Origin of the sequence: Pseudomonas cannabina (assembly GCF_900100365.1) — a bacterium.
Lineage (GTDB): Bacteria > Pseudomonadota > Gammaproteobacteria > Pseudomonadales > Pseudomonadaceae > Aquipseudomonas > Aquipseudomonas cannabina.
This window is the reverse complement of sequence record NZ_FNKU01000001.1, coordinates 5,102,991-5,115,733: the sequence shown is the minus strand read 5'-3', so window position 1 is coordinate 5,115,733 and position 12,743 is coordinate 5,102,991. Positions and strand designations below refer to the sequence as shown.

The 12,743-nt window shown below is 59.1% G+C and carries 7 protein-coding genes; 5 read left to right on the top strand and 2 right to left on the bottom strand.

Annotated elements, in window-relative coordinates; all coding sequences use genetic code 11:
• Nucleotides 1–6: 6 nt before the first annotated feature.
• Entirely contained in the window at nt 7–2,145 is a 2,139-nt protein-coding gene (locus BLT55_RS24090) for an EAL domain-containing protein (RefSeq protein WP_054999187.1), read from the bottom strand.
• Nucleotides 2,146–2,462: 317 nt separating this feature from the next.
• On the opposite strand from BLT55_RS24090, the gene BLT55_RS24085 reads away from it, so the two are divergent.
• Nucleotides 2,463–3,134 carry a polysaccharide lyase family 7 protein gene (locus BLT55_RS24085; protein WP_054999188.1) on the top strand — a complete coding sequence of 224 codons (672 nt, stop codon included), beginning with the start codon at nt 2,463–2,465 and terminating at the stop codon, nt 3,132–3,134.
• A gap of 82 nt (nt 3,135–3,216) precedes the next feature.
• On the opposite strand, the gene putP is transcribed toward BLT55_RS24085, so the two are convergent.
• Nucleotides 3,217–4,704 (bottom strand): sodium/proline symporter PutP, encoded by a 1,488-nt coding sequence (gene putP, locus BLT55_RS24080; RefSeq protein WP_054999189.1) that lies wholly within the window; start codon nt 4,702–4,704, stop codon nt 3,217–3,219.
• Nucleotides 4,705–4,850: 146 nt separating this feature from the next.
• On the opposite strand from putP, the gene BLT55_RS34425 reads away from it, so the two are divergent.
• The 4 genes from BLT55_RS34425 (at nt 4,851) to BLT55_RS24065 (ending at nt 12,741) form a co-directional block, all read left to right on the top strand.
• Complete coding sequence (locus BLT55_RS34425; RefSeq protein ID WP_259638646.1) at nt 4,851–4,982, top strand: hypothetical protein; 132 nt, start codon at nt 4,851–4,853, stop codon at nt 4,980–4,982.
• A gap of 80 nt (nt 4,983–5,062) precedes the next feature.
• On the top strand, nt 5,063–6,487 hold the full coding sequence (locus BLT55_RS24075; protein ID WP_055001182.1) for an IS1182-like element ISPsy6 family transposase: 1,425 nt from the start codon (nt 5,063–5,065) through the stop codon (nt 6,485–6,487).
• A 256-nt stretch (nt 6,488–6,743) separates the two neighbouring features.
• The gene (gene putA / locus BLT55_RS24070) at nt 6,744–10,697 is read left to right on the top strand and encodes a trifunctional transcriptional regulator/proline dehydrogenase/L-glutamate gamma-semialdehyde dehydrogenase (protein ID WP_055000187.1); all 3,954 of its coding nucleotides are present in this window, start codon (nt 6,744–6,746) and stop codon (nt 10,695–10,697) included.
• Nucleotides 10,698–10,938: 241 nt separating this feature from the next.
• The gene (locus BLT55_RS24065) at nt 10,939–12,741 is read left to right on the top strand and encodes an acyl-CoA dehydrogenase (RefSeq protein WP_055000186.1); all 1,803 of its coding nucleotides are present in this window, start codon (nt 10,939–10,941) and stop codon (nt 12,739–12,741) included.
• Nucleotides 12,742–12,743: the final 2 nt, after the last annotated feature.

Below are 12,743 nucleotides of genomic sequence, written 5' to 3'. Positions count from 1 at the left end.
GCCATTCTACAGCAATCCAGTGTGTTTCAAGGCCGACACCTCCACGTGCCCCGGAAAACCCAGCGCGTCCTCGGCAACCATCGGATGAGCGATCAAAAACCCCTGCATGACCTGGCAGCCGTTATCGGCCAGCCACTGGTATTGCTCACGGGTCTCGACCCCCTCGGCAATCACCAGCATGTCGAGGTTACGACACAGATCGATGATGCTGCTGGCCAGTGCAGACTCACGTCTGGAGCCGACGATATTGGCGACAAAACGCCGGTCGAGTTTGAGCGTGTCCAGGTGCAGATTACGCAGGTGCGACAGCGAGCAATCGCCGGTGCCAAAATCGTCCAGCGCGATGCGCACACCCACATCATGCAGCAGCGCCAGTTGCTTATGGCTGTGCGAGAGGTTATTGACCAACGAGCTCTCAGTGATTTCCACTTCCAGCTGGCCCGGCTCCAGCTCGAAACGATCCATCGCCCGTTTGAGCTCCGAGGCCAGGTTGGGCATGCAGAACTGCGTGGGGCTGACACAGACGCTGACCACGACATCGGAAGCAAACACCCGACTCCAGGCCTGCCGTTGTTCGGCGCCCTGATCGAAAATCCAGCTGCCCAGCCGGTTGATCAGCCGCGTCTCTTCAAGCAAAGGGATGAACAGTGCCGGAGGCACTTCGCCGACCGCAGGGTGCTGCCAGCGCAACAACGCCTCGAAACCGCGCAGCCGCCCGTCAGCGACATGAATCTGCGGCTGGTAGACCACCGAAAAATCCTTGCCGTCGATGGCCGTGCGCACGCTCTCTTCCAGCATCAGCCGCGAGCGCGCGCGTCCATTCATGTTCTGGTCGTAGAAGCGGTATTGCTTGCGACCAGCCCGCTTGGCCTCGTACATGGCGATGTCTGCGGCACGCAGCAAACCGTCCAGATTCGTGCCGCAGTCCGGGTAGGTGGCAATCCCCACGCTGGCACCCAGCGCGATGTCGACACCGTCGACCTGACGCTTGCTGGACACTCGCTCGATAAGCTTTTCGGCAATTTTTGCGGCCTGCTCGGGGTAGTCCAGGCCATCGATGACCACGGTGAATTCATCGCCCCCGACACGCGCCAGCACATCATAAGGCCGCATGCACTCCTTGAACTGCTCGGCGACCCATAGCAACACCTGATCACCGGCATCGTGGCCAAGCGAGTCATTGATTTGCTTGAAGCCATCGAGATCCATGAACAGCACGACCAGGTATTTGTCCGCCTTCTCATTGCGCAGCAGCATGCCTTCAACTGCCTGGTACAACCCACGGCGATTGAGCAGGCCGGTCAGCGCATCGGTGACGGCCTGTTTTTCCAGTTGCTGATAAAGGTCGCGGACCACCGACATATCGAGCACCGTCAGAACCATGGCCTTCTGCTCGGGAGGCAACGCGGCACAGGACAGCGCAACCGGTAATTGCGAGCCCTGCACGGTGCGCAGAACGGCATCATGCACGCGATAGGTGTCGGCGTTTCGGTAGTGCTTGTAAAAACCCGATTCCAGCCAGTCGCCGACATACGGTTCGATGACGTAGTCCAGCACATGGGTGCCGCGCAGTTGATCGACCGACGCGTTGAGCAACTGGCAGATTGCGGGGTTGGCAAAGCTGATCAGGCCAGACTCATCAACCACCAGAATGCCTTCGGCCACGTTGGCCAGCACCGAGGCATTGAACGTGCGCGCCGATTCCAGCTCGTGCGAGAGCTGTTGCAGCGCACGGCGATTACGCTGCTGCTCCAGCAGCGTCTGCACCTTGGGCTTGAGAACATTGGGGTCGAAGGGTTTGAACAGATAATCCGTTGCGCCGTTCGCATAGCCTTTCTGAACGGCGTCCTGAGTCTGCTCGTTGGCGGTCAGAAAGATAATCGGCGTCAGCCGGGTGCGCTGGCTGCCGCGCATCAGACGCGCAACTTCGAAGCCGTCCATGCCCGGCATCTGCACATCCAGCAGGACCAGATCCACTTCCTGCTCAAGAAGCACCGTCAGTGCCTCGATACCTGAGCTGGCGGTCACGATGCGCCAGTCCGTTCTCTGCAGAACAGCGCACATCGTTACCAGATTTTCCGGATAATCATCTACAACCAATAAAACTGAAGAGCCATCGTCTGGCTGGGGTGGCACGCGTTCCATGCTGCTTCTCTGTGTGGGCATGACGCCTGAGTCTCAGGACGACCGTCATACTTTGGTTACAACTCTAGCCCCGTCTCGCCAAAAGCAGAAGCAAGGCCCCTCTTCCCCACCGCAAAAGTTCGATCTAACCGACTAACGGTCATTCTCTACAGGCCTTTAATTCCCTGCCCTGCAGAAAAAGTGACAGCACTTTGACGTCATTCGTTCGACAATTTTTCGTTAACAAATTGTCCTACACGCCGTATAAAAGCAGCGAAAACTCTCGCAACACATCAGCGATCTCCCCCGCTGACAAAATATGTATAGAAGGACCGCAAATGATTGATCTTGGATATTGGATTCTGAGCATACCGGTGGGCTCTCCCCCCAAGACCATCGAAACTTCTCAACTGGTCAAGGGTTATGACGGGAAATATTTCACCTCTACGTCCAAGGCCATTGTGTTCTGGTCTCCGGTCACCGGAACCAAGACGGAAAACGCCAAATACTCGCGCACAGAACTACGAGAAAGCTGGCCGGACGGATCAGTGCGCAACTGGCTTTACACCGATGCGGACAACTTCCTGAACGCCAAGCTGAAAGTCGATCAGGTGCCGTCGACAGGCAATATCGTGATCGGGCAGATTCACGCCTACGAAAGCACCAAGCCGCTCCTGAAAGTCGAATATCAATACAGTGAAGACACCAAGGCAGGCGAGATCGTTGCCAAAGTTCGCAATCGTTACGATGACGACGACAGCAAGGTGTACACAATTGCCAAAGACGTGAAGCTGAATGAGACTTTCAATTACGCCATCCACTTGAGCAAGGGTGGCAAATTGACTGTCAGCATCAACGATATCGACTGGAGCAAGCGCGTTAGCAAGACCTGGAGCGACAAGCCGCTGTATTTCAAGGCTGGCGTCTATACCCAGGACAATACCGGTTACAGCTCGGAAGGCGGCAAGGCGACGTTCTACAACCTGGACATCGACCACAATAAAAGCTGAGTGACGTCCGACACTCAGGCTGGAACGAAAACGGCCCGCTCTTCACTGGAAGGCGGGCCGTTTTAATACCAGCAGAGCTCTATCAGCGATTAGCCTTGAAGTCCTGCTCGGCCGCGAGGAAGCGAGCCTGCATCGACGCCGATGCCGGCCTGCCGATCAGACTGAACGCGACGATGGCGATACTGGCCAGAATGAAACCGGGGATGATTTCATAGAGGCCGATAGTGCTGAATTGTTTCCACAGCACCACGGTGGCAGCACCGACAATCACCCCCGCCAACGCACCGTTGCGCGTCATGCCTTTCCACAGCACCGAAATCAGTACCACCGGGCCGAACGCAGCGCCGAAGCCGGCCCAGGCGTAGCTCACCAGACCCAACACGCGGTTTTCAGGATTGGCTGCCAGCAGAATGGCGATGATGGCGATCAGCAGCACCATGGCACGACCGACCCAGACCAGCTCGACCTGCGAAGCGCCCTTGCGCAGGTAGGCTTTATAGAAGTCTTCGGTCAGCGCGCTGGAACACACCAGCAACTGACAGCTCAACGTACTCATGACCGCAGCCAGAATCGCCGAGAGCAGCACGCCGGCAACCCACGGGTTGAACAACAACTTGGCCAGTTCGATAAACACCCGCTCCGGGTTTTCAGTCACTGGCCCGGCAACCTCCGGGTGCGCCGAGAAATAGGCGATGCCGAAGAAGCCTACCGCCACCGTGCCGCCCAGGCACAGGATCATCCAGGCCATGGAAATGCGACGGGCATTGGCAATCGACTTGACCGAATCCGCCGCCATGAAGCGCGCCAGAATGTGTGGCTGGCCGAAGTAGCCCAACCCCCAGCCGAGCAGAGAGATGATGCCGATGAAGGTGGTGTTCTTGAACATGTCGAAGCTGGTCGGGTCTTTCGCTTCGATCGCCAGGAACGTGGCATCGACACCGCCCGTCGCCAGCAGCACGATGATCGGCGTCAGGATCAGGGCAAAAATCATCAGCGTAGCCTGCACGGTGTCTGTCCAGCTGACTGCCAGAAAGCCACCAACGAACGTGTAGGCAATGGTCGCCGCAGCACCGGCCCACAGGGCGGTTTCATACGACATGCCGAAGGTGCTTTCGAACAGACGCGCCCCTGCAACGATGCCCGAAGCGCAGTAAATGGTGAAGAACACCAGAATCACAAGGGCCGAAATGATGCGCAGCACACCACTGCTGTCTTCGAAGCGGCTGCTGAAATAGTCTGGCAGCGTCAACGCGTCGCCGTTGTGCTCGGTCTGCACGCGCAGACGGCCAGCCACGAACAGCCAGTTCAGATAAGCCCCGATGATCAGCCCGATGGCGATCCAGCTTTCCGACAGGCCGGACATGTAAATCGCCCCCGGCAAACCCATCAACAGCCAGCCGCTCATGTCCGAAGCACCGGCCGACAGTGCAGTGACCACACTGCCCAGACTGCGCCCGCCGAGAATGTAATCCGAAAGGTTATTGGTCGAGCGATAAGCTATGAGGCCGATCAGGACCATTGCTGCGATATAGATCACGAACGTGATCAAGGTAGGGTTGCTGACACTCATGATTTCTGCCTTGGCATTGTTTTTATGTTGGCACCTGATGCGCAAGGACGCACTGAATTCAGTACGTCCACCGCTCTGCACCCGACACCGCGCTGACTGATTCGCGAGCGAATGACAGTCACGGTTGCACCGAAGGGACGAATCCTATGAAACAAACCGAACAAGGTGCAACCCATTTCATCGCACAAGTTGCACCTGTTACAAAAAACCTGATGCCCGCGCGTTTTCGCCCTATTTTAGGGCGCGCCTGGCCTGATTCGCAAAAAAAGGCGCACTAACAGACTGTGTGAAAACCTAGCAATCTGCGCAGCGCTCAAAGAAAATGCTCCGTATCGAAAGATACAGAGCATTTTTCGTTATGGCCTACATCCAAGGTGAGTCCCGCAGCCAGACCAGCCTATTCCCGGTCTCGCTGGAAGAGTTGATCCCCGAGGATCACCTCGTTCGTGTCATTGACCTGTACGTTGCCAGGCTCGATCTGGTGCAACTGGGCTTCGATAAAGCGATTCCAAAAAGCACGGGGCGCCCTGCTTATGATCCCGCCGATCAGCTAAAACTCTACCTCTACGGCTATTTTCAGCGGATTCGCTCATCGCGACGTCTTGAAGCCGAGTGTCAGCGCAACATCGAAGTGATGTGGCTGATCAACCGGCTCAAGCCCGACTTCAAGACCATCGCCGATTTTCGCAAGAACAATAAACCCGCCTTCATCGCGACCTGCCGTGCTTTCGTTCGGTTTTGTCGCACGGCAGGCTTGATCGCCGGTGAGTTGGTGGCCATCGACGGCAGCAAGTTTCAGGCGGTCGCATCCTCACGGCGTCATGTGAATTTGAAGCAGCTCAAGCGCCAGGAAGAAAAACTGGATAAGCGCATCGCTCAGTATCTGGCCGAGCTGGATGAGGCCGACAAGGCTGAAACCACAGATTCAATTGATCGCAGCGCAATCAAGGTAGCCCTGGCACAGCTTGAGGCTCGACAACAGGATAATCAGAGTTGCCAGGCACTGATGCGTTCGATGGGCATCGAGCAGTTCAACACCCATGAAAGCGATGCCCGAATGATGCGCACGGCCAAAGGGCCACGTGTGGCCTACAACGTGCAAACCGTCGTGGACGCCGAGCATTGCCTGATTTTGCATCATGAGGTCACCCAAGATGGCGATGACCGAAAGCAACTGGAGCCGATGGCCAAGGCCGCCAAAGCAGAGTTACAGCAAGATGATCTGACGGTCACTGCCGATGCCGGCTACTCCAATGGCAAGCAGTTTCAGGCCTGCGAGGATGCTTCGATTACGGCCTATGTACCGCCCAATCGTTCGAAAAACCCTGGCAGTCAGGAAGAGCAGCTCTTTGAGCGAAAAGACTTTATCTATGAGACCGGACACGATCGTTTCCAGTGTCCGGCAGGCAAATGGTTAACGCTAAAACAGCACAACAAAGGTGATCGGATCTATCAGGCTGAGGTCGATGACTGCGCCAACTGCGCGCTGAAAACGCAATGCACTCGAGCCCGGCGCCGTTATGTCTCACGACATGCCCATGAAGAGGCTTTCGAGCGGATGGAGCAAAGAATGCAGGCGCATCCTGAGATGATGGCCAACCGAAGATCCATCGTTGAGCACCCCTTCGGCAACCTCAAGCAATGGCTATTTGGTAATGGCCGTTTCTTGCTGCGACAACTGGAGGGTACAAAAGCTGAAATGGCCTTGGCGGTGAATGCCTATAACCTGAAACGAGCGATTAAAGTGCTCGGTGTGCGCCATCTGATGGCTTTGATGGGCTGAGCGGACATTTTTTTCGTCTGCTGCCAATACAAAAAAAACGCCCCGAACAAGTCGGGGCGTTTGCTTGGGCCTTCATCAGTGTGTTTTCACACAGTCTGCTAAGGTTGAGCATAGTCCGGTATTATCCGGCCATTCGGCGCTCATGTCACAAAATATTCTGCAATCAGGGTTGCACTCGGTTGCACCTTACCCCGTTGCACGGCTAATCTGCGTCAAAGCCGATGCCACCCGAGAGTGGCTATAACGAGGACAAGACATGGCCACCACCACGCTGGGCGTCAAGCTCGACGACCCGACCCGCGAGCGATTGAAAGCCGCCGCCCAATCCATCGACCGTACGCCGCACTGGTTGATCAAGCAGGCGATTTTCAATTACCTGGAAAAGCTGGAGAGTGGTGCAACCTTGTTGGAACTCGACGGTTCGGCCGCTCGGGACAACGAAGACCGCGGCGAGCTGGCAGAAGACGCCGGGCTGCAATGCTTCCTGGATTTTGCCGAGAGCATTCAGCCTCAATCGGTGTTGCGCGCAGCGATCACGTCCGCCTACCGTCGCCCGGAGCAGGAAGTGGTGCCAATGCTGCTGGAGCAGGCACGCCTGACTGCGCCGGTGGCGGAAGCCACCAACAAGATGGCTGCGTCGATTGCCGAAAAGCTGCGTAACCAGAAAAGTGCTGGCGGCCGCGCCGGTATCGTCCAGGGTCTGTTGCAAGAGTTTTCGCTGTCATCTCAGGAAGGCGTCGCCCTGATGTGTCTGGCCGAAGCGCTGCTGCGTATTCCCGACAAGGGCACGCGTGATGCACTGATTCGCGACAAGATCAGCAACGGTAACTGGCAGCCGCACCTGGGCAACAGCCCGTCGCTGTTCGTCAACGCGGCAACCTGGGGCCTGCTGCTGACCGGTAAGCTGGTCGCTACGCACAATGAAGCAGGCCTGACCTCGTCGCTGAGCCGCATCATCGGCAGAAGCGGCGAGCCGATGATCCGCAAGGGCGTCGACATGGCCATGCGCCTGATGGGCGAGCAGTTCGTCACTGGCGAAACCATCGGCGAAGCGCTGGCCAACGCCAGTCGTTTCGAGGCCAAAGGCTTCCGCTACTCCTATGACATGCTCGGTGAGGCCGCGCTGACCGAACACGACGCGCAGAAATATCTGGCGTCCTACGAGCAAGCCATTCATTCAATCGGCAAAGCCTCCCACGGCCGCGGCATCTACGAAGGCCCGGGTATTTCCATCAAGCTGTCGGCACTGCATCCGCGCTACAGCCGCGCTCAGTACGAGCGCGTGATGGAAGAACTCTACCCGCGCCTGCTGTCGCTGACCCTGCTGGCCAAACAGTACGACATCGGCCTGAACATCGACGCCGAAGAAGCCGACCGGCTGGAGCTGTCGCTGGATCTGCTTGAGCGCCTGTGCTTCGAGCCGCAATTGACAGGCTGGAACGGTATCGGTTTCGTGATCCAGGCTTACCAGAAGCGCTGCCCGTATGTGATCGATTACGTCATCGACCTCGCTCGTCGCAGTCGCCATCGCCTGATGATCCGCCTGGTAAAAGGTGCGTACTGGGACAGCGAGATCAAGCGCGCTCAGGTCGAAGGGCTGGAAGGCTATCCGGTCTACACCCGCAAGGTGTACACCGACGTTTCCTACATCGCTTGCGCCCGTAAGCTGCTGGCGGCGCCGGAAGTCATCTACCCGCAGTTCGCCACACACAACGCTCACACCCTGGCGGCCATCTACCAGATCGCCGGGCAGAACTATTACCCCGGCCAGTACGAATTCCAGTGCCTGCACGGCATGGGCGAACCGCTCTATGAGCAAGTGGTAGGCAAAGTCGCAGAAGGTAAGCTGAATCGTCCGTGCCGCGTGTACGCACCGGTCGGCACGCACGAAACCCTGCTGGCCTATCTGGTGCGTCGTCTGCTGGAAAACGGCGCCAACACTTCGTTCGTCAACCGCATTGCCGACCACTCGATCTCCATTCAGGAACTGGTCGCCGATCCGGTCAGCCAGATCGAACGCATGGCGACTCAGGAAGGCGGTTTCGGCCTGCCACACCCGCGCATTCCGCTGCCGCGCGACCTGTATGGTGCAGAGCGCGCCAACTCCAGCGGTATCGACATGGCCAACGAGCACCGTCTGGGCTCGCTGTCTTCGGCGCTGCTGGCGACCGCGCACAATGACTGGAAAGCGGCACCGATGCTTGGCTGCCCGGCCGGCGCAGGCAGCCTGACAGCGGCGTTGAACCCGTCGGACTCGCGTGACGTAGTGGGCCATGTACAGGAAGCCTCGCTGCAAGATGTCGATAACGCCATTCAGTGCGCCCTGAGCGCTGGCCCGATCTGGCAAGCCACACCGCCTGCCGAGCGCGCGGCGATTCTGGAGCGCGCGGCCGACCTGATGGAAGCCGAGATTCAACCGCTGATGGGCCTGCTGGTGCGTGAAGCGGGCAAGACGTTTGCCAACGCCATCGCCGAAGTGCGTGAAGCCGTGGACTTTCTGCGTTACTACGCGGTGCAGGCACGCAACGACTTTACCAACGACGGCCACCGTCCATTGGGCCCGGTGGTGTGCATCAGCCCGTGGAACTTCCCGCTGGCGATCTTCAGTGGTCAGGTCGCTGCCGCACTGGCCGCCGGTAACCCGGTGCTGGCCAAGCCTGCCGAGCAGACGCCGCTGATCGCGGCCCAGGCCGTGCGCCTGCTGCTGGAAGCCGGGATTCCGGAAGGCGTGCTGCAACTGCTGCCGGGCCGTGGCGAAACCGTCGGTGCCGGTCTGGTGGGCGATGAACGCGTCAAAGGCGTCATGTTTACCGGTTCCACCGAAGTCGCCCGTCTGCTGCAACGCAATGTGGCCGGTCGCCTTGACTCGCAGGGCCGCCCGATTCCGCTGATCGCTGAAACCGGTGGTCAGAACGCAATGATCGTCGACTCTTCGGCACTGACCGAACAAGTGGTCATCGACGTGGTGTCCTCGGCCTTCGACAGCGCCGGTCAACGCTGCTCGGCACTGCGCGTACTGTGCCTGCAAGAGGACTCTGCGGATCGCGTCATCGAAATGCTCAAGGGCGCGATGGCGGAAAACCGTCTTGGCAACCCGGAGCGTCTGTCGGTGGACATCGGACCGGTGATCGACGCCGAAGCCAAGGCCGGTATCGAAAAACATATCCAGGCCATGCGCGACAAGGGCCGCACGGTCTATCAGGTTGCAATTGCCGACAGCGCCGAACTCAAGCGCGGCACTTATGTGATGCCGACGCTGATCGAGCTGGAAAGCTTCGATGAACTGCAACGCGAAATCTTCGGCCCGGTGCTGCATGTGGTGCGTTACAAGCGCAAGGAGCTGGACCAGTTGCTGGCGCAGATCAACGCATCCGGCTACGGCCTGACCCTTGGCGTGCACACTCGCATCGACGAGACCATCGCCAAGGTCGTCGATACCGTCAACGCCGGTAATGTCTACGTGAACCGCAACATTGTCGGTGCAGTGGTCGGTGTCCAGCCGTTTGGCGGCGAAGGGCTGTCCGGCACCGGTCCTAAAGCCGGTGGCCCGCTGTACCTGTACCGCCTGCTGTCGACGCGTCCGCAGGACGCCATCGAGAAGTCTTTCGTGCGCAGCGACGCGCTGTCTGCGCCGGACACTCGCCTGCGTGACGTGCTCGGCAAACCACTGCAAGCGCTGAAAACCTGGGCCGCCAGCGGTCAGCACGCAGAGCTGGAGGCATTGTGCAGCCAGTACGCCGAGCAATCGCAAAGCGGCATCACCCGCCAACTGGCCGGCCCGACCGGCGAGCGCAACAGCTACGTCATCCTGCCGCGCGAACACGTGCTGTGTCTGGCTGATGACGAGAACGACCTGCTGATTCAGCTGGCTGCGGTGCTGGCGGTCGGCGGCGCGGCCATCTGGCCGGAAAGCGACGTGAGTAAACCGCTACGCGCCCGCTTGCCGAAAGACGTGCAGGCACGCATCACCCTGGTGCCTGACTGGAACAAAGACGAAGTCGCCATCGACGCCGTCCTGCACCACGGCGACTCCGACCAGTTGCGCGCTATCTGCCAGCAGATCGCCCGACGCAGCGGTGCAATCGTCGGCGTCAACGGCCTGTCCCACGGCGAAACCAACGTCCCGCTGGAGCGCCTGGTGATCGAACGGGCACTGAGCGTCAACACTGCGGCTGCGGGGGGCAATGCGAGCTTGATGACAATCGGGTAACCGTCGCGCTCTATGACGCGGAGCGTCACCCAAGGCATTCCTACGCTGGAGCGTGAGGAACGATCTCAACTATCGTGCGACGCTCCGCGTCGCATGCTGTTGTGGACGCTCTGCGTCCGCTGTTTCGCACAAACCACACAATACCGCGTCGCCACGCCTGCCTAACACGCGAATCAATCTTGCTACCCTCTTCCCGCGACGCAACCTAGACTGAGCCTATTCCAAAAACAGGTACGTCATCATGTCCGAGTCGCTGCTCAGTTCCCGAAATCTGGCTTTCGAGCTGTATGAAGTGCTGGACGCCGAGGGGCTGATCCGGCGTGAGCGGTTTACCGAGCATTCGCGGGAAACCTTTGATGCAGCGCTGGGCACAGCGCGGGCCCTCGCGGAAAAGTATTTCGCGCCGCATAACCGCAAGGCCGACGAGAACGAACCGCGCTACGAGAATGGCGAGGCGATTCTGATTCCGGAGGTCAAGCCTGCGGTCGATGCGTTTATCGCGGCGGGCTTTCTCAATGCGTCGCGTGATTTCGAAGCAGGCGGCATGCAGCTGCCAACCCTGCTGTCGCAAGCCTGTTTTGCACACTTTCAGGCGGCCAACGTCGGGACCACGTCGTACCCGTTCCTGACGATGGGTGCCGCCAACCTGATCGAGAGCTTCGGCAACGACGAGCAAAAGCAGCGGTTTCTGCAACCGATGATCGAGGGTCGTTTTTTCGGCACCATGGCGCTGACCGAGCCGCATGCGGGCTCGTCCCTCTCGGACATTCGCACGCGTGCCGAACCGGCAACCGACGGCACCTACCGGCTGCGCGGCAACAAGATATTCATTTCCGGGGGCGATCATGCGCTGTCGGAAAACATCGTGCACATGGTCCTGGCAAAACTGCCGGATGCGCCTGGCGGGGTCAAAGGCATCTCGCTGTTTATCGTGCCCAAGTTCCTCGTCAATGAAGACGGCAGTCTGGGTAAACGCAACGATGTGTTGCTGGCCGGGCTGTTCCACAAGATGGGCTGGAAAGGCACCACGTCCACCGCGCTCAACTTCGGCGATAACGGCGAGTGTGTCGGCTATCTGGTGGGCAAGCCGCACCACGGCCTGAGTTACATGTTCCAGATGATGAACGAAGCACGCATCGGCGTGGGCCTTGGCGCTACGATGCTCGGCTACTCGGGCTACCTTTATTCGCTGGAGTACGCCCGCGACCGGCCACAAGGACGTTTGCCAGACAGCAAAAGCCCGGACAGCAAGCCCGTGCCGATCATTCAGCACGCGGATGTGCGGCGCATGCTGCTGACTCAGAAAGCCTACGTGGAAGGCGCGTTCGACCTGTGCCTGTATGCCTCGCGGCTGTTTGACGATACCGAGACCGGCGAAACCGACGACGTGCGCAAACAGGCTCACGAATTGCTCGACCTGCTGACCCCGGTGGTCAAATCCTGGCCCTCGGAGTTTTGCCTGAAGGCCAACGAGCTGGCGATTCAGGTGCTCGGCGGTCACGGCTACACCCGCGAGTACCCCGTCGAGCAGTATTACCGCGACAATCGCCTCAACCCGATTCATGAGGGCACGCAGGGTATTCAGTCACTGGACCTGCTGGGACGCAAACTGGCGCAAAACGGCGGCACAGGCCTGAAGCAACTGCTGCGCCTGATCTCCGGCACCTGCGAGCAAGCGCACGCGCACGAGTCCCTGAATGAACTGCGCCAACCGCTGGAGCATCTGGTGGCGCGTTTGCAGGCGGTCACCCTTGGGCTGTTGACGGATCTGGCGCAAGGCAGAATCAGCAGCACGCTCGCCAACTCGGCGCTGTACCTCAAGGTATTCGGGCACACGATCATCGGCTGGCGCTGGCTGGAGCAGGCGCTGCGTGCCGAACAGGGTCTGAGCAAGGGCAATCCGGCCGACAGCGATTTTTACCACGGCAAATTGCAAGCCGCCCGGTATTTCCTGACATGGGAAATACCGGGCTGCCATCACGAACTGGCGATTCTGGAAAACCGCGATGACACATGCCTGGCCATGCGCGATGACTGGTTCTGATG

Coding starts and splice junctions, on each gene's coding strand:
- BLT55_RS24090 (WP_054999187.1), bottom strand. CDS start 2,145: ATGGAACGCGTGCCACCCCAGCCAGACGATGGCTCTTCAGTTTTATTG.
- BLT55_RS24085 (WP_054999188.1), top strand. CDS start 2,463: ATGATTGATCTTGGATATTGGATTCTGAGCATACCGGTGGGCTCTCCC.
- putP (WP_054999189.1), bottom strand. CDS start 4,704: ATGAGTGTCAGCAACCCTACCTTGATCACGTTCGTGATCTATATCGCA.
- BLT55_RS34425 (WP_259638646.1), top strand. CDS start 4,851: ATGAAACAAACCGAACAAGGTGCAACCCATTTCATCGCACAAGTTGCA.
- BLT55_RS24075 (WP_055001182.1), top strand. CDS start 5,063: ATGGCCTACATCCAAGGTGAGTCCCGCAGCCAGACCAGCCTATTCCCG.
- putA (WP_055000187.1), top strand. CDS start 6,744: ATGGCCACCACCACGCTGGGCGTCAAGCTCGACGACCCGACCCGCGAG.
- BLT55_RS24065 (WP_055000186.1), top strand. CDS start 10,939: ATGTCCGAGTCGCTGCTCAGTTCCCGAAATCTGGCTTTCGAGCTGTAT.